This window comes from Nocardia sp. NBC_01499 (assembly GCF_045040275.1).
GTDB lineage: Bacteria > Actinomycetota > Actinomycetes > Mycobacteriales > Mycobacteriaceae > Nocardia.
Genome location: NZ_CP109426.1, coordinates 5,978,012 through 6,000,249 on the forward strand (window position 1 = coordinate 5,978,012; position 22,238 = coordinate 6,000,249).

The following is a 22,238-nucleotide window of genomic DNA, read 5'->3' on the forward strand; positions in this document are numbered from 1 at the left end:
TGGATTGGAAACTGAATGAACCTCCGCAGAACCACCGCGGGTGCCGCGTTGGTCATCGGCGCGATGACCATCGGTCTTGGGACCGCGCATGCCGACGAGACTGTCGCCGCCCCGGCCGACCCCGGCATCAACTACTCCGTCAAGCTGGTCGACAAGACGGTTGTCGCGTCGCTCAAGGGGGGAACCTTCTCGGTCACCGAGAAGGACGGCGCCACCGCTACCGATCCGAAGATCAGCATCGCCAACGTCAAGGACGGCCAGGGCAACACCCTCGTCTCGTTCCCGCTCGACGTTGACGTGGACGGCAAGCTCGTCCCGGTCAAGACCGAGGTCAAGAAGGACGGCGCGGTTCTCGAGGTCACCCCGCAGAAGCCCGCTGATCTGGTCATCACCGACAAGCCGGTGATCGCCAAGCCGTCCGTCGCGCAGGACATCGCGTCGCCGATGGAGAACCAGCGCGCGCAGAACGAATTCGCGAGCAACTTCGGCATCGCGACCGCGATCGGCGGCTTCGTCGGCACGGCCATCGGCGCCGTCATCGGCTGCGTCCTGACCATTGCCGCGTTCTGCTTCCCCGGCCTGGTGGCCGGTGCCGGCATCGGCGGCATCCTCGGCACCATCGCGGTCGGTGGCCCGGCCCTGATCGCCGCGGGCGTCGAACTGGTCAACACCTTCCAGGCTGCGGACGGCACCACCAAGTGGGCCGACAAGCCGGCTCCGGCCAAGTAAAAACTGACGACCACCGGCCCGTCTCTCTTCGGAGACGGGCCGGTGTCGTTTGTCAGGCAGGAAGATCGAGGGTGCCGCTGAACGACACCGCGCCCTTACGCCGCCCGAACCGCCCGAACGACCGCTCCGCCATCTCGAACGAGCCGTCCTCGCGCACCAGCAGCACCGTGCTCGCCCGGGTGCCGTGTGCGGCGTCGGCGATGAACCGGGACGACAGCATCCGCTCCGTCCGCCGCGCGACCCCGGTGTTCGGCAACTCCGCTTCCGTTGCCTTGGTGCGATCGGCCAATACCGCGAAATAGCGGTCGATGGCACCGGGCTCGGACTCCACCACCGCACGCAGCTCCGTCACACCGCACCGTACTTTGGGCCAGATGGGCTGTGGGGCGGTCAAATCCGTATTTCCGGGGTTCAGCCCTGCCGAGCTCACGAATGTGCCGTTGGAGAGGCCGTGGAAGCCGGGAGCTAGCTCCTTCGGCGGCGCGGCGCTGCGATTGGAGTGCCACCACAGCGATTCCAGGTCGGACACCACCAGGTTGTAGCCGTTGTAGTCGTCGGGTGCGGCCGCGACGTCGAGCACGTACTTCTCCGGGCCGGGGAACTCGACCCCCGGATTGCGCGCCGAGGCGCCGCGCAGGAAGTCCATCAGCAGCGCACCGCGGGAACGGGCGTCGCCGCGGTCATCCTTCGGGTTACGCACATTGGTCACCGTCGCGAATCGGTTGCGGCCCTTGTCCTCTCGGGTAAGCCCGAGCCAGGTGCCCGGCGGGTCGCCCTCGGCCTTGTTCTTTGCCCCCTGATCGCGCCCAGCGAGCAGGCCTGGCACCTCGGGCCACCACCGCATGGACTCGGTCGGCCGGGAGTAGAACTCGTCGCGGTTGGCCGCGACGATCAGCCGATACTCCGGGTGCGCCCGCCAGCCGATCAACACCAAACACATGTAGTCCAGGATGCCGGAACATTGCCGGGCGCAGCGGCGCATTGGCGACGCGATGGGACGCGCAAGGCCGGTAGGACGTGCCCTCGAAACAGCGAAAAGGCCGACAGCGCAACGCTGTCGGCCTTTTCGACGGTCTGGGACTAGTTGGTGCGAATCCGCAGCCCCGGGTTGTCGGAGAGCACCACGCTCACCGGCTGCGCGAACAGCTGCGGCGCGTTACCGGTCAGTGCGCCGATCAGGTTGGGGATCTCGCAGATCGGGTAGTCGGCCACCGACGAGGCACTGGAGATGCCGAGCGCCTGCGTGCCGGACACGATCGGGCCGCCGCTGTCGCCGGGCAGGGCGCAGATGTTGGCCGAGAAGGCCTGGGTGAGCTCACGATCGCCGACCTGCACGGTCTGGTCGACCGCGTTGACCACACCGCAGCTGTAGCCGGTTCGCGAACCGGACTTGCAGACCGGCGCACCGACGACGGGGGTAGCGACGCCGTTGATCAGCAGCGACGGGGCACCGGGCACCCGGACCTCGTTGTTGCTGAAGCGGCCACGGGCCTGATCCGCGATCCGGATGATCGAGTAGTCCTGCGCACCGAGAATCGACTTGTCGAACCGGCCGAGCTCGTTGCCGAGCCGGTCACCGTTCAGCTCGTGCACCCGGGCGGCGTTGTCAGTGCCCGCGGACGGGATGTCCGGATTGCAGTGGCCCGCGGTGATATTCACGATGTTGTCGTTGCGGTCGATGCCGTTGAAGCCGAGCGAGCAGCGCAGCGAGAGGCGGCCGGCGACCGAGGCGTAGCCGTCGCCGCCCGCGAGCGTGCCGTTCGCGGCGCCGGCGATATCGCTGGCCTGCAGCGTGCCCTGCTCACCGGCCACCGGCGGCGCCATCACGATGACCCTGGCCGGGTCGACGAAGTTCGGCATCGGCAGGCCGGGCTTGTCGACGCGCACCGCGATGCTGTTGTTGACCGTATCGATCACCACGCCACGCACGAGGGCCGACACCGCCTCCGGCTGGCCGTCGAGCCAACGCTGGAACGCGGTCTTCTCACCGCGCAGCGTCGACTCGCTCTTCGCCACGTTGCGGACCTCGAAACCCGCTGACTGCGCGGCCTTTCGAGCCTCATCGGTACCGGGACCCTGGGCAAGCGCGACGACACCCTTACCGCCGTCGTCGAGCCACGAACCGGCGAAGACCGCCGGGTACTGCCGCTGCGCGTTGGTGGCGAACCCGGCGACCTGCTGCGCCACGTCCGCGCGGTGCAGGTACTCCTCCGGGGAGATCTTCAGATCTCGTGCGACGGCGGCAACCAGTTCGGCGGGCAGACTCGGCGCCGGATCGGGTTGTGCCGTCGCCACTGCCGCCGTCGGCCCGAACAGCAGTATCGCCGCCGAGGCGGCGATAACTGATTTTCGGACCCGGGTCTGTCGCGCAGCTGATCGGAGATGACCTATACGTGGCAGGAGCATGCCCAGACTATATGGGCTCCAGCGCGGTATGCCTACTTATAACGACGCTCTGGTTCGTTTGGTAGTCACTTTTTTTCGCCGCGCCGATGCCAACAGCGCCCGGCGCGCCTTATCCGGCGTTGGGCCGGGTGCGCACCGAGATGCCGCCGCCGACTCCGCCGCCCGAGGACGCGTCGATATCGGCGAGGATCGGACGGATCGGAATGCCGAGGCTCGCGGTGCCGCCGTACTGGGCCAACGCGACATTGGCCTCGTTGCAGTCCGGTGCCTCGGCCGCGTTGGAACCGCTGGTGATGCCGAGGGCGAGGGTGCCGGACACGATCGCGCCGCCGCTGTCGCCGCCGAGCGTGCAGGCCGAGCTCGCGAAGCCGCGCACGATCTTGCTCTGGCCCTCCGAGGTGTACAGCTGGGTCTCGACCCGATCGGCCACCACGAAGCCACATGTGAAGGTGGACGACTGCCCCGACTTGCACACCGGCGCACCGGTGATCGGCTCGGCGGTGCCGGTGATGGCGATGGTGGTGCCGTTGGCGCCGCGCACCGTCGGCTGGTCCATGCCAGCGCGCACCGCACGGTCGTTCAGCTTGATCACCGAGTAGTCCAGCGCGCTCTGCCCGCCTAGCTTCGCCTGGACGAAGCTGCCGAGCTCCAGGCTGTTCGGGATGTCCTTGACGTTGGGGTAGTAGACGGTCGCGTCCTGGCTGTCCTTGTCGACGTTCGGATCGCAGTGGCCCGCGCTGATGTTGAGCGCGTTGCCCGCGGCGTCGACGCTGTTGAAGCCGAAGGAGCAGACGTCGACGCCCTTGAGCGAGGCGTCGTGCAGCGAGACCGGCGCGCTGATGTAGGTGTCGCCGCCCATCGGCCGCCGCTCGACCGCGCCGCCGCTACCGGGCGACAGGATGACCTTGATGTTGGCGATCAGGGTCGGCAGGTTCAGCAGATGACCCGCGGGGGTGTTGGCGACGTTGAGCACCAGCTGGCTGTTGAGGAAGTCGACGGCGACCGAGTTGATCGCCGTGGAGATATCGCGCGGCAGGCTGGTGATCCACTGATTCAGTTGCATCAGCGAGCCTTCCAATCCGTCCGCGGAGACCGGGGCGAGGCGGGTCTGGTACCCGTCGGCCGAGGCGATCTTGGCGGCGTCGAGCGAGGTGACCGCGACGACGGGCTTGCCGTCGGTGCCGATCCAGGCGCCCGCGAAGGACTCAGGGCGTTCCGAGCGGAAATCGTGGGCGTAGTCGCGCAGTTGCTGGGCGCGGGCCGCACGGTCCAGGTACTCCGTCGGGGTCATCTTCAGGTCGCGCCCGATTGCCTGCACCAGTTCCGGCGGCAGGGCGTCGGCATTCAACTGCGCGGGTGTCGCCGGGGCCGCCGCGGCCGTCGTCGTGCAGAGCAAGGGTGCGAGAAAAACGGTCGAAGCGAGGGCGACAGCTTTGACCGTGGCGCGGCGCGCCACCAACTTGCGCATGAAATCCCTTCGTTGGCACGCACGTGCCAGCTCAATCCGCGGCAACGGGCCTGGAATCCGTTGGCTCACAGTCGTCCTCCAGCAACAGACCGGGCGCCTGCAATTCATCCGACAACACCGGTCAGCGCATCACTTTAGGGCACAAACCGGGGAAGGTCTCTACTAATCACCGACTGCCCGGTATGAGCAGGCCAGGGATCGTCGGAATCTGCGGCAGCGGCTGGTAAGGCGGCGTGGTGGTGGTCGGCCGTTGGCGTGTTGTCGTGCTCGGCGTCGTCGTCGGTGGCTCTGTTGTTGTCGTCGTCGGTGGCGGGGTCGTCGTCTCCGGCGGCGGCGTGGTTGTCGTGATGGTGACCGGCGGCTCGGTGGTCGGCGGCGGCACCGGCACGGTCGGGAAGTTGATCGGCGGTGCGGGCGGCGGCGTCGGGCTCACCGACACCTGATCGGACTTGGCGTCACGCATCGGCGGCACCGGCGTATTGCCGTCGTCGCGGAACAGCACGGCCACCACGAAGCCGCCGAGCACGAGTCCGATGAGCGCCGCGGCGCCGATCAACAGCGGGAGCTGTTTACGGTCCTTCGCCGCACCGGTTTTCTTGGCCGGTGGTGGTTGCGGCGCGGCGGTTTCCGCTGTCGCTACGGGTTCGGCCATCGGGATGGCCGCCGAGTACGCCTGCGGCTGCGATTCGGACGCGGGCACGGCCGGGATGATGACGGTGTCCACCGTCGAATTCTCGGCATGGGTCGGGTCGGGCGGCGTACTGCCCGCGGGGGTGGAGAGCACCGCGGCCAATGCCGCGCGGGCGGCGTCGTAGGCGTACGTGCTGCCCGGCGCGCCCGCCTCGATGCTCGGCAGGTCGGCCTCGCTGACCAGCAGCACGGACCGCAGGCCCAGGTAGTCCAGCGCGTCGCGCAGTGCCTGCACGTATTCGCGCGGCCAGTCGCCAGGATGGGTCGCGTAGAACTCGGCCGGACCGTTGAGGTGGTCGGCGGTCAGGTTGATCAGACAGAACAGCGCGGTCGCCACCAGGTCTTCGGCCCGGTAGGCCTCGCCGTCGTCGACGGAGATGCCAGCGGGGTCGCCGACGGCGAGCGCGAAGCCTGTGATCGCATGGGCGTTCTCGTCCGGTGGCGGTCCGCCTAGTGTGGCGTCACCGTCGTCGGACATGTACAGCAGCGACTCGCGAACGATGAACAACGGTTCTTCGCCGCCGTCGGTGACGATCGCCGCCGTGCACTCGTCCTCGGCGATGCGTAGGCCCACCCCTGTGGCCATCCTCGATACCTCGCTTCGGCTTTCCGGCTGACGAATCCGCACGCTCTGTCACACCAGCAGGGAGCCGTGTCCCATGGCGCGGAGCATCGACAATAACTCCGATCGGGACCGGGCACCGATCCGACGCCGAATACGGGCGACATGATGCTCGACCGTCTTGGCGGAAATGTACAGGCGAGCCCCGATCTCACGATACGTCAGCCCGAGCAGTACCAGCTCGGCGACTTCGCGTTCGCGTTCGCTGAGGATCGCGGTTGGCTCGCCGACCGCCGGATCTGGGGCGGGTCTTGCGCCGAGCTGCGGTGGCGTCGCGCTCGACGGCAGGATCGGGTCCTGCGGTTTGGCGTCGGCGCGGACCGTGCGGGCCAGCTTGAGCAGCGCGGTCGCGCTCGCCGAATCGGCCGCGGCGAGGGCGGCCTCGCTGGCCAGCCTGGCGGCGTCCCAGGTCATGCCGATCTCGCTCAATCCGGCGACGGCCGCCTCGACCGGCGCCACCGATACCTCGCCGCGCAGCACGAGCACCCAGGTGCGGCCCGCGTCGGCCAGTACGGCGGCGTGCCGGTCGCCCGCTTCGGCCGCGGCCTTCAGCGGTTTGGCGTGCGGTAGCAGCTCCTGCGGGCTCTCGTGCAGGATCGCGGCCTGCACGCCGTACCAGTGGAAGGCGTTCGACCAGGCGGGCGGTTCATCCAGTCGGCGAAGCAGGGCAAGCGCGGAGTCGACCAGTGGCGCGATACGGCCCTCGTCGCGCAATCGGATTGCGGCCAGCCACAATTCGCCGATCGGGAGCAGCGCGAGCAGGTCGGCCTCCACGTCGTCGAACATCAGGTAGGCCGCCTGCCAGGCCCGCGACAGCGCGGCATGATCGCCGGTGCGCCTGGCCAGGCCGACCGCGACGCCGTGCGCGAGCAGGCGGTCGCGCACGTCGAGCGAATCGTGGTCGAGCGCGGCGACCGTCGCGGCGGCGGCGCGCTCGTCCCCGCCGAGCATGGCCGACCAGGCCGCGAGCACCTGGAGTTGGTGACAGCGCAGGCCGCTGGCCGTGGCCTTGCGCAACGCGTCGCCTGCCCGGCGTGGCTCGCCGGTGCCGAGGCAGAGCAGTGTCGCGATGGACACCGCCGTGCATGGCAGGAATCGGTCGACGCCGGAATCGGCGTGCGCGGCTTGCACGAGCGCGGAGACCGCGGTGGCCGTGCCACTCGCGGATAGCGTTGGGGTGGCGTGGATTCCGCGATCGCCGCCGGGTCCGCCAAGAGAGCCGGTCAGTGCGGTGGCGATCAGCCTGGCGTGGGCGTTGGCCTCGGTCGGCGGCCACTGCGTCGCCGAGCCGGACATCGCCGCGGCGCCGGACACGTCACCCGCGAGCGCGAGGACCGTCGCCCCGATAGCCCAGTCCGCGCCGACGCGTTGCGCGCCGAGCCACGAATACAGTTGGGCCGCACGGGCGACCAGCCCGCGCCGGGTCAGTGCCGCGGCGCAGATCCGCACCGCGTCGGCGAGGTCCGCGCTGGACACACCGGAGCGCGCCAGTACCGGCTCGGCCAGTCGCATGGCAGTCTCGCCGTCGCCGTTGCGACCGGCCGCCTCGGCCCAGCGCAGCGCGATGAGGTCGGGGTCGGCACCGGTCGCCGCGGCGGCCGCGTAGTAGCGCACCGCCTCATGGCCCGCCTTTTCCGCTGCGGCGGAGAGGAATTCGGCCAGGCGCGGGTCGCGGACGCCGGATTCGGCGAGCAGTAGCGCGGTGTGGTCGCGCAGCAGGCCCGCGTCCAGTCGCGCGCCGAGCAGTTTGCGCTGGACCGCGACGAAGCGGCGGTCGCCGAGCAGTGTGCGCAGCGGGCCGACGGCCGGGGTGAGCAGCAGGTCGGCATCGGTGACCAGCGCGCTAGCGCGTGCCCGATCAATAAGATGTTGTGCGGCAAGGGGGTCCACGCCGAGTACTTCGGTGAGTTCGCTGGCGTCCAGGCCAGCGCCGGTGGTGGCGACGACGAGGGTCTCCAGCAGGTCCGGTGCGAGGTTGTCCAGCAGTGAGCGCGCCCAGGCGGCGACGGCCGCGTCGACCGCGCCGATGCCCGCGTCGAGCCGGGCCGAGCAGGCGGCGGTCAGCGCGGCGACCACGCCGCCGCGGATGCCGTCGGTCTGCCGGTGGATGTGCTGGGACACCTGGCGCGGCACCATCATGCCGAGTTCCCTGGCGAACGGGGCGATGTCGGCGACGCCGAGGGCGCGCAGATCCACCACCCGGCCGCGCCGGGCGACGGTGTCGGCCAGCGCGCGCAGTCGGAGGTCGTGCGGGCGCGGCTGGGCCGCGATGACTACCGTACGCTGTCCGGATTCGACTGTGCTGCAAAGGTATTCGAGGTCGTTATGGCTCAGTGTGTGGGCGTTGTCGACGATCAGCGCCGGGCGCGGGTCCGTGTTCGGGGCCGCGTGGGTGCCGGCACCGTTGGCGGAGCCGCTGATCGGATCGGCGCCGGCGTGCCCGGTCTCGACTGTCGGGGCGTCCTGGAGTGCGATGCCGCGTGCGCGCAGGCGGGAGCGAATCTCGTTGAGCAGCGTCGATTTACCGGTTTGCGAGCGGCCGCGGATGAGGTAGACGACCGGCTCGTGGTCGGCGGACTCCAGTTCCCGAAGGATCTCGCGCGCGGACGGCAGGGTGTCGAACGCGATGTCAGCCACCGTTTGCTCCGAGGATCTGGCCGGGGGCGCGCAGCACGGTGCCGACGGTGCTGCCGACGGTGTCGATCGGGTCCTTCAGTACGCCGGTCGGCAGGGTCGGCGCCTGCGGTGGAGACGGTGGTGCGGGGTAGTTACCCGGTGCGGGCACCGGGACTGGCACTGGTGCGGGCTGCGGTTGTGGCGCGCCGGGTGCCGCGGGTGGTGCGGCGGGGTCGGCGGGCTGGCTGTTCACCACGGTCACCGTCGTCGCGGCGGGGGAACCGGGTTGCCCCGCATCGGCTTTCGGGCGGTTCGCCGCAGAGGTGGTCGGATCCGTCGCGACGACCGGCGAGTTGGGATCGGCCGGATCTCGCGGACCGGTGGTCGCGGCGATCTCCGCCGCGTGTGCCGGGGATGAGAGTTCGGTCGAGGCCGGATTCGGGCCGGGCTGGGCGCCCGTGCCGATCGCGACGGTACCGGTGGCGAGCAACCCGATGAGGACCGCGGCGGCACCGACAATGGCGGCGCGCTGCCTGCCGCTGAACCGCGGCTTGCGCGGTGCCGCGTCCTTCGGCAGGGCCGAGATCGCCACTGAGGGAAGCTCTTTGGTGGTCGGCGCGGTCGACACCGGCGGTGCGACCGGCACACTGGCGGTCGCCAGATCCGCGGCGAGCGCGGCGGCACCGAGGGCACTGGTGTGCGCCGGTTCGGGGGCCGCGACCACCGGAAGTCCGAATTCGGTCGAGATCAGCTCGGCGACCAACGGGATCGCGCCGCCGCCACCGGTGAGCAGGACCTGGCTGATATCGCCGATGTCGAGCCCTGCCCGGTGCACCGCGTCGCGGACCAGGTCGATCGAGGTCTGCAGCGGCCCGCGGAGCAGATCCTCCAGTTCGCCGCGAACCAAACGGACGTTGCCGCTGTGTGTGTCCGCCGGATTCAACCGCGCGAGCACGACCGTCGCGGTATTTATCGAGAGCTCTTCTTTCGCTGTTCTGCAGCGCTCCCGCAATGCCGACAATTCCCGTTCGACCGCCGGGTCGAACGGATCGAAATCATTTGCGAGCACAGCGTTTGCCAGCACGTAGCGCATGGTCAGCAGATCGAATTCGGCACCGGCGATGTCCGTGGTACGCAGCGGTGTGCCGAGCAGGCTCGCGTGGTCGCCGGTGCGCACCACCGAGACGGTAAGGCCGGAGGCGCCGAGGTCGTACACGATCACCGCGCCGTCGCCGAGCTGGCCGTGCGCGGATTCCAGCCAGCGGACCGCGGCGGCCGGTTCTGGCACCAGGGTCACCTCGCGCAGGCCCTCCCGATCGAGGGCGGCGCGCTGGATCTCGACGGTGTGCCGCGACCACCACGCCGGGTGGCAGGCCACCGTCGTGCCGTATTCGCGGGCATCCGTGCTGATCTCGTCCATCAGGCAGGCAACGGCCGCGGCGACGAGGTCGGCGGCGGAATGCGCGGTGCCGTCCTCGGCGAGCATGTCCACCGGATCGCCGACCCTGGCGAGGAAACCCTCGAGCAGCACGTCGTCGGCGTGCCGTGCGGTGGTTCGCGGGGCGGTGCCCAAGGCGGGCGGCGTGTCGGCGGCCAGTCGCAGCACGCTGGGATGGCTGACCACGTCGCCGCCGTCATCCTGCGCTGCCGCCACGGCGACCGAATTCGACGACCCGACAGTGATGCCGAGCGCCAGACGCTGTGTCATTCGTGAACCCCGTTCGAAAACTCTGTGGTCCGGTGTCGCTGCTGTCTAGTCCGAGTGCGGAAGGCGGTACTAGCTCGCCGACGCAACCGTTGTTTCGGTTGCTGGGCGTCCGCCGTTACCGCTTCGGGGGAAGTTGCGGGGAAATTCCCCTAATGCCGTGGATGCCCCTAAGGGCGGGCGCGGGTGAGTTGTGGGGGTCGCCCCCGTTTCGCGTAACGAGTCGCGCCCCTAGCGTGAAATTCATTCCAACGATGCGGATCGCGGAGGTCCGCCGGCTCTCAGGAGATTTTCTGATGACACCCAACGCGATTCTCGAGTTCATCCTCAACCTGCTGCGCGATCACGAGGCGGCGGTCGGCTACTGCGCCAACCCGACGCAGGCGCTGGTGGCGGCGGGTTTGCCCGCCGTCACGCCGGAGGATATCGCCGCCGTCGCCCCGATGGTCGCCGAGTCGGCGCTGGTCGCGGGTGGCTCCCAGCTGTCGGCGATCGTCGCCGCTGGCGCTCAGACCGGTGCCGCCGCCCTGCTCGGTGCCGCTGGCACCGTCGGCGCGGCCGCGGCGACCGATGCCGGGCTGAACCTTGGTGCCGACCTCGGCATCGACCTGGGCGGACAGGTCGGCACGGGCCTCGACCTCAACGCGGGGCTGAACTCGGCGATCGGCGCCGGACTGCAGGTCGGAGCCGATCTCGGTGCGGGCCTGTCCGCGGGACTCGGCACCGTCGCTGACATCGGTGCGGATCTGTCCGCGGGAGTCGGCACTGTTGCGGGCATCGGCGCCGGTCTCGGAGCGGGCTTGTCTGCGGGAGTCGGGGCGGTTGCTGACATCGGTGCTGATCTTGGTGCGGGTCTGTCTGCGGGAGTCGGGGCGGTTGCTGACATCGGTGCTGATCTTGGTGCGGGTCTTTCCGCAGGAGTCGGCACTGTTGCGGGCATCGGTGCCGGTCTTTCCACGGGGATCGGGACCGCCGCGGGTATCGGTGCGGATCTGTCGGCCGCGGTCGGCGGCGCTCTCGGAGCGGCGGGGCAGGCGGTGACCGGTATCGGCGCGGGCGCGCAGGGTGTGGTTGATGCCGGGCTGCACGCGGGGACAGGGCTCGAAACGAGTCTGTCCACAGGTGTCGGCGGTGCCCTCGGCGCGGTGGGACAGGCCACGGCCGGACTTTCCACCGGCCTCGATGCCGCTCTTGGCGCGGGCGGCCAGGTTGGCGCCGATCTTGGTGCTGGTTTGCAGGGTGCGGCGACCGGTCTCGACGCGGCGATCGGTGCGGGTGCCGGTGTGACCACTGGTCTGCAGGGCGCTGTGGATGCCGGGACTCAGCTGGCGGGTGGCCTGTCCACCGGGCTGGGTGCGACGGCCGACGCGGCGGCGAACCTCGGCGGGACGACGGGCTTGTCGGCCGGTGTCGGCGGTGCGCTCGACGCGACCGGCCAGGCGGCGGCCGGATTGTCGACCGGACTCGATGCTGTCACGCACGGTGCGGCCGATCTGAATGCCGATGTATCCACCGGGCTCGGTGGTGGATTGTCCACAACCGTTGGTGGCGTGGCGAATTCGGCCGCGCAGGCCACGGCGGGCCTGGAAACCGGCCTGGCTACCGGACTCGGCGCGGCGGTCGGCGCCGGAGCCCAGGTCGGTGGCGGGTTGTCCTCGGCGGTGGACGCGGGCGCGCAGGTCGGTTCGGGTCTGGAGACCGGGCTTTCCGGCAGTGCGGGCGCGGTGCTCGGCGCGGGCACGCAGCTGGGTGCCGATCTCGGTGCCGGGTTGGGGACGAGTGTGGATAGTTCGATCAACGCTGGCGCACACGTGGGTTCGGGGTTGTCCACAGGTCTCGACGGTGCCCTCAACTCCGGTGCCCAGGTCGGTGGCGCGGTTGACGCGGGCACGCACGCGGTGACCGGATTGTCCACGGGACTCGGGACCGCGATGGACGCCGGTCTTTCCGCAGGTCTCGACGGTGCGGCTGGCGCTGGTGCGCAGGTGGGGACAGGTCTGGAGACCGGTCTCGGCGGCGGCATCGAGGCTGGCGGACATGCGGCGACCGGTCTCGAAACCGGCCTGTCGACCGGGCTCAGTTCGGCCGCGGGCCTCGGTGCGGGTTTGTCCACAGGTGTCGCTGGCGCAGTGGATACCGGCGCGGGCCTGGGCGGTTCACTTGGTGCCGCGACCCACGGTGCGGTGGATACTGCTGCGGGGCTGGGTAGTTCGGTCGGTGGTGCTACTCATGGGGCTGTGGATACGGGTGCGACCCTTGGTGGTTCGTTCGACGGTGCGACCCACGGCGGAGTGGATACCGGCGCGTCTCTCGGTGGCTCGCTCGATGGCACAACGCATGGGGCTGTGGATACCGGCGCGGGCCTCGGTGGTTCGTTCGGTGGTACCACGCATGGCGCAGTCGATACCGGTGCCGGGCTCGGCGGCGCTGCGCAAGGGGCTGTGGATACCGGCGCATCCCTGGGTGGTTCGCTCGACGGTGCGACCCACGGCGGAGTGGATACCGGTGCGGGACTTGATGGTTCGTTCGGTGGCGCTACGCATGGCGCGGTGGATACCGGGGCCGGGTTGGTTGGCGGTATCGGGTCGGTTTCGAACGCCTGGTCTTCGCTTGATGTTTCGAGTGCGTTCGGGTCGGGGCTTGACAGTACTGCCGGTGCGCATGACTCGGGATTGTTCGGCGATACGCACGCGGGCGCGGATCTGACCGGCGCTGCCGGTGCCGATCTGACCGGCGACGCGATGCTGCACTGACCGCGACGCCACCGCACTGACAATGCCCGCTGCACTGGAAGAGGTCGATACCGCGATGGGGACGCCCGCACCGAACGCCACGCCACCGGCGGTACCGCTGCTGTCGGTACTCGGCGAAACCATCGCGGCCGCACGCGCCGCGGGTCGCAACGATCTGGTCGGCCGCCTAGAGGTGGCCGCCGATCGGGTCCGGGACCCGCGGCGTCGCATCGTCATTGCGGGGCAACTGGATCAGGGCAAGAGCAGGTTCGTCAACGCGCTGCTCAATCTGGAGATCTGCCCGGTCGGCGACGACGTGACCACCACGATCACCACGTTGCTCGCGTATGGCCCCGAGCCGAAGGCGGAGCTGGTGCTCGCCGGTCCCGGCGGCGACTCCGGCGGCCAGGAGACCCGAGTTCCGGTGCCGATCAACGAGATCGGCACGATCACCGCGCGCTCCCCGCAGGCGCAAGGGCGGCGGATCCTGCGGCTGGAGATCCAGGTGCCCAACGCCCTGCTCGCCGACGGCATCGTGCTCGTCGATACCCCCGGCGTCGGCGGGCACGGAAGTTCTTACGCCGCAAGCGTGCTCGGCATGGTGCCCGCCGCCGACGCGGTGCTGGTGCTCTCCGACGCGTCCACCGAACTCACCGAGCCGGAACTCGCGTTCCTGCGCCAGGTGCGCGAACTGTGCCCGACCGTCGCGCTACTGGTGAGCAAGACCGACCTGTACCCGCACTGGCGTCAGGTGTACGAGGCCGACCAGGGCCATCTCGCCAAGGCCGGCCTTGACGTGCCGATGATCGCGGTGTCCTCGTTGCTGCGCAGCCATGCGCTGCGCTTGCAGGACAAGCAGCTCGGCATCGAATCGGGCTTCGGTGTGCTCTACCAATTCCTGCGTGATCAGGTGGTCGCCCGCGACCAGCTCGCCACCCGTGCCGCGGTGGCCCGCGATATCCGTTCCGCCGCCGAGCATTTGGCGCTGGCGCTTGGCAGCGAGCTGGTGGCGGTGCGCGATCCGGCCCGCGGCGCGGCGGCGGTCCGCGAACTGCAGACCGCGCGGACCTCGGCCGAGGAACTGCACCGCCGCACCGCCGCGTGGCAGCAGACCCTGGCCGACGGCATCACCGACCTGGCCGGTGATGTCGACCATGATCTGCGAGATCGGTTGCGCGGCATCACCAGAACCACCGAGGAGTGGATCGACGAGCACGACCCTGGACGGCATTGGGACAGCATCGCCGAATACCTCACCGGCACCATCGATACGGCGATCGGCGACAACCTGCTGTGGACTCACGCGCGCGCACTGCAACTCGCGCAGCGGGTCGCCGAGCATTTCACCGAGGTCGGCACCGCCGATCTGCCGGACGTCCGCCCGGACGCGGCCGTCGAGGGCAGTCATGTCGGCGCTGGCACCCTCGCCGACCTGGAGCCCGATATCGGCTTCGGCAGCAAACTGCTCGTAGGCATGCGCGGCTCCTACGGTGGTGTGTTGATGATCGGTCTCGCCAGCACCTTCGCCGGGCTCGCGCTGCTCAACCCGATCTCGATCGGCGCCGGACTCGTGGTGGGCGGCAAGGCTTTCCGTGACGACAAGCAGGCCAGGCTGGCCCGTCGCCGCAACGAGGCGAAGGTCGCCGTCCGCCGGTTCGTCGACGATGTGGCGTTCCAGACGGGCAAGGAATCCAAGGACCGGTTGCATCGCATCCATCGGGCGCTGCGCGACCACTATGCCGGGGTGGCCGAGCGGAGCCTGCGCTCGATCGACGATTCGCTGCGGGCCGCGCAGGAGGCGGCGACGATGGCGAACGCCCGCAGGGCCGAGCGCGCCACGATGCTCGAGCGGCAGCTACACGTGGTCGCCCAGCTCGGCCGCTACGCCGACGCCATGCAGGCCGCGCTGCCGAGCGCGCCCGTGGGTACGGTTGCCTCGTGAGCGAGCGTCAGCGAGTGAACCGAAGACACAGCGCGCCTTCGCGAACGACGGAGCCGAGCGTCAGCGAGGCGCAGTCGTGAGCGAGCGTCAGCGAGTGACCGGCGCGGCGCCGGGGATTGTTGCCGAGGCGCATCGGCTGGTTGGCGCGGCGCGGGCGGCGTTGGCGAGCGAGCCGAGGCCGAGGGCGCTGCTTGCCGACTGTGCCGGTCGGCTGGATCAACCGTTGCGCATCGCGCTGGCCGGTTCATTGAAGGCAGGCAAGTCGACACTGCTCAATTCCCTTGTTGGACAGGACATTGCGCCTACCGATGCGACCGAGTGCACCAGGGTCGTCACCTGGTATCGCTACGGTTCGACTCCGAGCGTGACGGCACACGCGGGCGACGGTGCCCGCGCGAATGTGGTGGTGCGTCGCGGCGGCGGAACCCACGGGCTGACCTTCGACCTGGACCGGTTGAACTGGAACGCGGCGGCGCCGCGCGAGGTCGATCACCTCGAGGTCGAATGGCCAGCGGCGGCGCTGGCCAACACGACGATCATCGATACGCCGGGTACCTCGTCGCTGTCGCGGGAGGTGTCGCGGCGCACGGCCCGGTTGCTCACGCCGGACGCGGAGCAGAGCGTCGCCGTTCCCGGTGCCGACGCGGTGGTGTATCTGCTGCGCAGGCTTGATGCCTCCGACGTCCGATTCCTCGAGCGGGTTGGTGCCGGAACCGGTGCGGCGCAGGGTGTTTCCGGTCCGCTCGGTGTCGTCGGCGTGGTCTCCAGGGCGGACGAGATCGGCGCGGGCCGGATCGATGCCCTGCATTCCGCGCGCGACGTCGCGACCCGCTTCGCCGGGGAGTTGGAGCGAACGGGCCTGTGCCAGGCCGTGATTCCGGTCGCGGGGCTGCTCGCGTTCGCCGCGGCGACGCTGCGTCAGCAGGAGTACGCGGCGTTCGAGGCGCTGGCCGGTGTCCCGGTCGACGAGCTGAGCACCGCACTGCTGTCCGCGGATCGTTTCGCGCGCCCCGATGTCGCGTTGCCGGTGGCGCCTGAGCTCAGGGCTCAGCTCGCGGAACGCTTCGGCCTGTTCGGTATTCGGATGGCGGTCACCCTGATTCGGCTCGGCGTGCGCGATTCCGCCACGTTGGCAGCGGAATTGACCAACCGCAGCGGCGTTGACGAACTGCGCTCGGTGCTCGACGTCCAATTCGGCCAGCGCGCCGACCAACTCAAGGCGCACTCCGCCCTCACCGCCCTCGCCCGTGTGCTGACCGCCTACCCCGGCAGCGAGGCCGACGCACTCCTGCCCCGCGTGCGCACCCTCCTCGCCGACGTGCACGGCTTCGCCGAACTCCGCCTGCTCGGCCGCCTGCGTACCGACGAATTAGCCTTACCCCCGGCCGATCTCGCCGAACTGCACCGCCTGATCGGCGGCTCCGGCATAGCACCCCACCTGCGCCTCGGCCTCCCGATCGACGCCACACCCTCGATACAACGAGACCAAGCCGTCGCCGCCGTCCGCAAATGGCGAACCCGCGCCCGCCACCCCCTCGCCGACCAATTCACCACCACCGCCTGCCTCACCGCCGCCCGCAGCGCCGAAGGCACCCTCACCCAGCTGCCCGAGTAGGTCGTCAGGGGGTGACGGCGGGGCTTGTTGGGTCTATCAGGATTTTGGCGTGGTGTTCGGGGTTGGCGAGGGTGGTGAAGGCGGTTTCTATGCCGTCGAGGCCTACTGTGCCGGTGATCAAGGGGGAAGGGTCTACCTTGCCTTCGGCGAGGAGGTGGAGGGTGTCGCGGAATTCGCCGGGGTCGTAGCCGAGGACGAAGCGGAGTTCGATTTCTTTGTTGATGGCCATGGCGGGGCGGATGCGGTCGGTTTCCATGCAGACGCCGACGACGACCACGCGGGATAGTGGGGGTGCCGCGGTGAGGATTTGGTCGAGGATTCCTGGGACGCCGACACATTCGAAGATGACCGGGCCGGACGGGCCGGCGTTGAGGGTGTGCGCGAGGCGGAAGACGTACCACCAGGGCAGGTTCGGGACGCGGCGCAGGCGATCCATGGTGTCGAAACCGAGGCTGAGAATGTCGGTGACGCCGTTGATCCGGCCGCGTTTGGGGGCGGTCCATGGGGAGTCGGTGGCGGGGTCGACGACGATGTCGGCGCCGCACGCGGTCGCGAGTTCCCTGCGGCGCGGGGAGAAGTCGCTTGCCACGACGGTGCGCACGCCCGCAGCCTTCAGCATGCTGATCACCGCGAGGCCGATGGGTCCGCAGCCGATCACGAATGCGTTCTGCCCCTTGCCGACTCGTCCCCTGCGCACCGCGTGCCAGGCCACCGCCATGGGCTCGGTGAGTGCGGCGTGTTCGGCGGACAACCCGTTCGGCACCGGCATGGTCATGGACTCCTGGACCACCACCTGCTCGGCGTAAGCACCGGGCGCCTCGACCGACAGACCGGTCAGCTGCGGCTTCGACCCGTGCCGCACGATCGGCAACGACACCACCGGCGTGCCCGCCGCCCACCGCTTGCGGCACCCTGGCCCGTAATCGACTACCGCACCGCTGAATTCGTGGCCGAGCACCACACTCTGGTCCGACCGCATGAACGAGTCGTACCCGGTGGCCACGCCCAATTCGGCCATCTCGTCGGCGTGGCCGCGGGCATGCAGGTCGGAACCGCAGATGCCGCAGCGCGACACGTTGATCAGCAGCTGCCCGCGCCCCGGTATCGGCGTCGGCAGGTCGGTGACCTCGAATTTCGAGTTGGTGACGACGGCGGCTCGCATAGTGAACTCCTCGACTCGGCAGCGCCACCCACGCTACTGGTCGGGTCACTGCCTGGCGCGTAGTACGTTCACAGCAGTACACCCGGATTCAGGATGCCCGCCGGGTCCAGGGCGGACTTGGCTGCGCGCAGGGCGAGCGCGAACGGGTCCGGGCGCTGCTTGTCGTACCAGGGCCGGTGATCCCTGCCCACCGCATGGTGGTGTGTGATCGTGCCGCCTTCGGCCGAGAGTGCTTCGGAAACAGCAGCTTTGATTTCATCCCACTGCGCGACCGTGCTACCCCAGCGGCCAGCGGCGTAGATGCCGAAGTACGGTGCGGGCCCGTCCGGATAGACGTGGGTGAACCGGCAGGTGACCACACCGGTCGCGCCTACCGCGCGGATCGCGTCGTTCGCCGCGGTGGTCACGGCGATCTTCAGCGCCTCGAATGTGTCCCAGGTGCAGGCGGTTTCAAAGGTCTCGGTGATCATCGACTGCGCCGCGAGCGCGTCACGCTGGTAGGGCATGCGCAGGAAGGACGAGCGCCAGGTGTCGACGGTGCCGCCGCCGTGGGTGTTGGCGTCGGTATCCGAATAGCGCACGGGTTCGGGCAGCGTGCCGCCGTGTTCGACGGCGATCTCGACGGCGCGTTCCATCCACGGCCGCGTCGGGTGATCGGCGGATTCGAAGCCGAGCACCAGCACCCCGCCCTCGGTCGCCGCACCGGCATTGAGGAATGCCTCGGCGGGATCGAGCAGTCGGCAGTTGGTCGGATACAGGCCCGACTGTGCGATGACGCGGGTGGCCGCGACCGCTTGGCCGTAGTCGTCGAAATGCACGGAAGCCGTTGCGCGCCACCGCGGCCGGTCCTGCAAGCGCACCCACGCCTCGGTGATCACGCCGAGCGTTCCCTCGGAACCGAGGAACATCCGGTCCGGTGCGGGCCCGGCGCCGGAACCTGGCAACCTCCGGGATTCGCTGACACCGGCGGGCGTCACCACCCGCATCGACTCCACGAGGTCATCGATGTGGGTGTACAGCGTCGCGAAGTGCCCACCGGCCCGGGTGGCCAGCCAGCCGCCGAGCGTGGAGAACTCGAACGACTGCGGAAAGTGCCGCAGCGTCAGCTTCGCCTCGCGCAGTTGGTCTTCCAGCGCGGGCCCGAACACACCGGCCTGAATCCGGGCCGCGCGACTGGTGCGATCGATCTCGAGCACCCGATCGAGTGCCCCGAGATCAAGGCTCACCGCACCGGCGAAATCGCCGTCGAGCCGCGGCTCCACCCCGCCGACCACGGAAGTGCCACCGCCGAACGGGATTACGGCGACATTCGCCCGGCTCGCCCAGTCGAGCACGTCGACGATGTCGGCCTCGGTACGCGGCCGGACAATGAGATCGGGCGGAGTTCGCACCTCGCCCAACAGATTTCGCACCACATCGCGGAACGCCTGCCCATGCGCGTGCGCCGCGCGATCGGCGGGGTCGACGGAAACCAACTCGGCAAGTGCGTCGGGCGCGCTGATGCGTGGTTCGGGCAGCGCCAGCGACTCGATCGTCGGCGGCTCGTGCGGGGTCAGCTCGGCACCGGGCAGGATCGCGGCGACGCGCGCCGTCAGCGCCGCCCGCTCCGCGCCGTCGACCGCGTCCTCGACATTGCCCCAGCCCCACCATGACCGCGTCTTCGTCGACACCGTGACTCCTCTCCACCCGCTGCGGAGCTATTGCACCACGGGGTAGCCGGGGCCGGTCCGGGGGACGAGAATCGGAAACGACGAAATTGGGGTCGGCGTTCGGGAATGATCCTCGGCGGTCGGCCGTTGAGCTATTCGACAGTGTTGAGTGTGTCGGACTCAAGTTTGAGTTGACTCCCGGTGATAATTGGGGGCAGGATTGAGCCGACCACGCTCAGCGTTGCTGGGACCGTGCTCCGTCAGGTGCTTGGGGCGAGGTCTCGCGGCCGGGGTGACACCTGGCCGTAGGGCGACACTTGCCCAGCACCGACACCAGTAAGTACGTCAAATAGGAGGAACAACAATGGCTCGTGCGGTCGGAATCGACCTCGGGACCACGAACTCGGTCGTCGCCGTACTCGAAGGCGGAGAACCGGTCGTCGTCGCCAACTCGGAAGGATCGCGCACCACCCCGTCGATCGTCGCCTTCGCGAAGAACGGCGAGGTGCTGGTCGGCCAGCCGGCCAAGAACCAGGCCGTCACCAACGTCGACCGCACCATTCGCTCGGTCAAGCGCCACATCGGTACCGACTGGACCGTCGAGATCGATGGCAAGAAGTACACCCCGCAGGAAATCAGCGCGCGCACGCTCATGAAGCTGAAGCGCGACGCGGAGGCCTACCTCGGTGAGGAGATCACCGACGCGGTCATCACCGTTCCCGCGTACTTCGAGGACGCCCAGCGGCAGGCCACCAAGGAAGCGGGCCAGATCGCTGGCCTGAACGTGCTGCGCATCGTCAACGAGCCCACCGCGGCCGCGCTGGCGTACGGCCTGGACAAGGGCGACAAGGAACAGACCATCCTGGTCTTCGACCTCGGTGGCGGCACCTTCGACGTCTCGCTGCTGGAAATCGGCGAGGGCGTCGTCGAGGTCCGTGCCACCTCCGGTGACAACCACCTCGGTGGTGACGACTGGGACGAGCGCGTGGTGACCTGGCTGGTCGACAAGTTCAAGGCCAGTGCCGGCATCGACCTGACCAAGGACAAGATGGCGCTGCAGCGGCTGCGTGAGGCCGCCGAGAAGGCGAAGATCGAGCTCAGCTCCTCGCAGAGCACCTCGATCAACCTGCCCTACATCACCGTCGACGCGGACAAGAACCCGCTGTTCCTCGACGAGCAGCTGACCCGCGCCGAGTTCCAGAAGATCACCTCGGACCTGCTCGACCGCACCCGTGCGCCGTTCCAGTCCGTGATCAAGGACGCAGGCATCAACGTGGCCGACATCGACCACGTTGTGCTCGTCGGTGGCTCCACCCGCATGCCCGCCGTCTCCGAGCTGGTCAAGGAACTGACCGGCGGCCGTGAGCCGAACAAGGGCGTCAACCCGGACGAGGTCGTCGCCGTCGGCGCCGCGCTGCAGGCCGGTGTGCTCAAGGGCGAGGTCAAGGACGTCCTGCTGCTCGATGTGACCCCGCTGTCGCTTGGCATCGAGACCAAGGGTGGCGTGATGACCAAGCTCATCGAGCGCAACACCACCATCCCGACCAAGCGCTCGGAGACCTTCACCACGGCCGACGACAACCAGCCCTCGGTGCAGATCCAGGTGTTCCAGGGTGAGCGCGAGATCGCCTCGCACAACAAGCTGCTCGGCTCGTTCGAGCTGACCGGCATCCCGCCGGCCCCGCGCGGCGTGCCGCAGATCGAGGTCACCTTCGACATCGACGCCAACGGCATCGTGCACGTGACCGCGAAGGACAAGGGCACCGGCAAGGAGAACACGATCAAGATCCAGGACGGCTCCGGCCTGTCCAAGGAGGAGATCGACCGGATGGTCAAGGACGCCGAACAGCACGCGTCCGAGGACAAGGCCCGCCGCGAGGAGGCCGAGACCCGCAACCAGGCCGAGTCGCTGGTGCACCAGACCGAGAAGTTCATCAAGGAAAACGAGGACAAGGTCCCCGCGGACATCAAGTCCAAGGTGGAGGCGGCCATCGCCGAGGCGAACGAGGCGCTCAAGGGCACCGACATCGCCGCGGTCAAGGCGGCCGTCGAGAAGCTGGCGACCGAGTCGCAGGCGCTCGGCCAGGCGATCTACGAATCGTCGGCCAACGAATCGGCCGCGTCCAGCAACGGATCCTCGGCCTCCGGCGCCGATGACGAGGTCGTTGACGCCGAGGTTGTCGACGAGCCGGTGGACACGGAGAAGAAGTGACCCACGGCAACAATTCGGAGCAGCGCAACTCCGAGCAAGAGCCGATCACCTTCGTCGACAATCGCAAGATTGATCCGGAGACGGGTGAGATCAGGGAACCGGCGGCGGCTGAAACCGCCGCCGGGTCCGGCCAGGACGCCGGGAACGGCACCGAGTCCGGCATCGGCGCCGCGCAGGGTGCCGAGCCGCTTGCCGACGCCATCGGCAAGGAGCTCGCCGAGCGCACCGCCGACCTGCAGCGGCTGACCGCGGAGTACGCCAACTACCGGCGCCGCGTCGAACGCGACCGCAAGAGCGCGATCGACACCGCCAAGTCCGCCGTTGTCACCGAATTGCTCGGTGTGCTCGACGATCTCGATCGGGCGCGGGCACACGGCGACCTGGACACCGGACCGCTCAAGTCGGTGGCCGACAAGCTGGCCACCGCGCTGCACAAGCAGGGGCTAGAGGAATTCGGTTCGGCGGGTGAGCCTTTCGACCCGACCCTGCACGAGGCCGTGCAGCACGAGGGCTCCGGACTCGATCCGGTGATCGGCATCGTTATGCGCAAGGGCTATCGGTTCGGCGACCGGGTGCTTCGGCACGCGCTTGTCGGGGTAACCGATGGCGTGGCCGATGTGGCCACCACTGATCCGACCGAGGCATCGGACGCTGATGCCGGCGCGAACAAACAATAGAAACGCGAGAGGA

The 22,238-nt window shown here is 69.2% G+C and carries 14 protein-coding genes; 6 read left to right on the forward strand and 8 right to left on the reverse strand.

Going from position 1 to position 22,238, the window contains the following annotated elements:
- The first annotated feature begins 15 nt into the window (after positions 1–15).
- Positions 16–729 (forward strand): hypothetical protein, encoded by a 714-nt coding sequence (locus OG203_RS27360; protein WP_405160127.1) that lies wholly within the window; start codon positions 16–18, stop codon positions 727–729.
- Between the two features lie 52 nt (positions 730–781).
- Here the strand turns inward: OG203_RS27360 and OG203_RS27365 are convergent, their stop codons facing one another.
- From OG203_RS27365 to OG203_RS27390, 6 genes are all read right to left on the reverse strand, one after another.
- Positions 782–1,669, reverse strand: coding sequence for an NRDE family protein (locus OG203_RS27365; RefSeq protein WP_405160128.1), 888 nt, complete (start codon positions 1,667–1,669; stop codon positions 782–784).
- A gap of 140 nt (positions 1,670–1,809) precedes the next feature.
- Positions 1,810–3,135, reverse strand: a complete 1,326-nt coding sequence (locus OG203_RS27370; protein ID WP_405160129.1) for a S1 family peptidase — start codon at positions 3,133–3,135, stop codon at positions 1,810–1,812.
- Positions 3,136–3,244: 109 nt separating this feature from the next.
- Positions 3,245–4,603, reverse strand: coding sequence for a S1 family peptidase (locus OG203_RS27375; RefSeq protein WP_405160130.1), 1,359 nt, complete (start codon positions 4,601–4,603; stop codon positions 3,245–3,247).
- A 166-nt stretch (positions 4,604–4,769) separates the two neighbouring features.
- Positions 4,770–5,879 carry a hypothetical protein gene (locus OG203_RS27380; RefSeq protein WP_405160131.1) on the reverse strand — a complete coding sequence of 370 codons (1,110 nt, stop codon included), beginning with the start codon at positions 5,877–5,879 and terminating at the stop codon, positions 4,770–4,772.
- Between the two features lie 48 nt (positions 5,880–5,927).
- The gene (locus tag OG203_RS27385; protein WP_405160132.1) at positions 5,928–8,552 is read right to left on the reverse strand and encodes a LuxR C-terminal-related transcriptional regulator; all 2,625 of its coding nucleotides are present in this window, start codon (positions 8,550–8,552) and stop codon (positions 5,928–5,930) included.
- A complete protein-coding gene (locus tag OG203_RS27390; protein ID WP_405160133.1) occupies positions 8,545–10,239 on the reverse strand; it encodes an Hsp70 family protein in 1,695 nt (564 codons plus the stop codon). Before OG203_RS27390 ends, OG203_RS27385 begins: the two co-directional genes overlap by 8 nt.
- 293 nt (positions 10,240–10,532) lie before the next feature.
- Between OG203_RS27390 and OG203_RS27395 the strand changes: the two genes are divergently transcribed.
- From OG203_RS27395 to OG203_RS27405, 3 genes are all read left to right on the forward strand, one after another.
- Positions 10,533–12,989, forward strand: a complete 2,457-nt coding sequence (locus OG203_RS27395; protein WP_405160134.1) for an IniB N-terminal domain-containing protein — start codon at positions 10,533–10,535, stop codon at positions 12,987–12,989.
- 55 nt (positions 12,990–13,044) lie between these two features.
- On the forward strand, positions 13,045–14,910 hold the full coding sequence (locus OG203_RS27400; RefSeq protein ID WP_405168021.1) for a dynamin family protein: 1,866 nt from the start codon (positions 13,045–13,047) through the stop codon (positions 14,908–14,910).
- A 76-nt stretch (positions 14,911–14,986) separates the two neighbouring features.
- Entirely contained in the window at positions 14,987–16,525 is a 1,539-nt protein-coding gene (locus OG203_RS27405; RefSeq protein ID WP_405160135.1) for a dynamin family protein, read from the forward strand.
- 4 nt (positions 16,526–16,529) lie between these two features.
- Here OG203_RS27405 and OG203_RS27410 read toward each other — a convergent pair whose 3' ends face one another.
- On the reverse strand, positions 16,530–17,687 hold the full coding sequence (locus tag OG203_RS27410) for a zinc-binding dehydrogenase (protein WP_405160136.1): 1,158 nt from the start codon (positions 17,685–17,687) through the stop codon (positions 16,530–16,532).
- 68 nt (positions 17,688–17,755) lie between these two features.
- A complete protein-coding gene (locus OG203_RS27415) occupies positions 17,756–19,357 on the reverse strand; it encodes an FAD-binding oxidoreductase (protein WP_405160137.1) in 1,602 nt (533 codons plus the stop codon).
- 343 nt (positions 19,358–19,700) lie between these two features.
- On the opposite strand from OG203_RS27415, the gene dnaK reads away from it, so the two are divergent.
- Positions 19,701–21,548, forward strand: a complete 1,848-nt coding sequence (gene dnaK, locus OG203_RS27420) for a molecular chaperone DnaK (RefSeq protein WP_405160138.1) — start codon at positions 19,701–19,703, stop codon at positions 21,546–21,548.
- The gene (gene grpE / locus OG203_RS27425; RefSeq protein ID WP_405160139.1) at positions 21,545–22,225 is read left to right on the forward strand and encodes a nucleotide exchange factor GrpE; all 681 of its coding nucleotides are present in this window, start codon (positions 21,545–21,547) and stop codon (positions 22,223–22,225) included. The genes dnaK and grpE overlap by 4 nt, the downstream gene beginning before the upstream one ends.
- Positions 22,226–22,238: the final 13 nt, after the last annotated feature.

What these genes read in the sequence shown, in the direction of transcription:
- OG203_RS27370 (WP_405160129.1), bottom strand. Translation starts at nt 3,135, where the DNA reads ATGCTCCTGCCACGTATAGGTCATCTCCGATCAGCTGCGCGACAGACC.
- OG203_RS27400 (WP_405168021.1), top strand. Translation starts at nt 13,045, where the DNA reads ATGGGGACGCCCGCACCGAACGCCACGCCACCGGCGGTACCGCTGCTG.
- OG203_RS27375 (WP_405160130.1), bottom strand. Translation starts at nt 4,603, where the DNA reads ATGCGCAAGTTGGTGGCGCGCCGCGCCACGGTCAAAGCTGTCGCCCTC.
- dnaK (WP_405160138.1), top strand. Translation starts at nt 19,701, where the DNA reads ATGGCTCGTGCGGTCGGAATCGACCTCGGGACCACGAACTCGGTCGTC.
- OG203_RS27360 (WP_405160127.1), top strand. Translation starts at nt 16, where the DNA reads ATGAACCTCCGCAGAACCACCGCGGGTGCCGCGTTGGTCATCGGCGCG.
- OG203_RS27395 (WP_405160134.1), top strand. Translation starts at nt 10,533, where the DNA reads ATGACACCCAACGCGATTCTCGAGTTCATCCTCAACCTGCTGCGCGAT.
- OG203_RS27390 (WP_405160133.1), bottom strand. Translation starts at nt 10,239, where the DNA reads ATGACACAGCGTCTGGCGCTCGGCATCACTGTCGGGTCGTCGAATTCG.
- OG203_RS27380 (WP_405160131.1), bottom strand. Translation starts at nt 5,879, where the DNA reads ATGGCCACAGGGGTGGGCCTACGCATCGCCGAGGACGAGTGCACGGCG.
- OG203_RS27410 (WP_405160136.1), bottom strand. Translation starts at nt 17,687, where the DNA reads ATGCGAGCCGCCGTCGTCACCAACTCGAAATTCGAGGTCACCGACCTG.
- OG203_RS27365 (WP_405160128.1), bottom strand. Translation starts at nt 1,669, where the DNA reads ATGTGTTTGGTGTTGATCGGCTGGCGGGCGCACCCGGAGTATCGGCTG.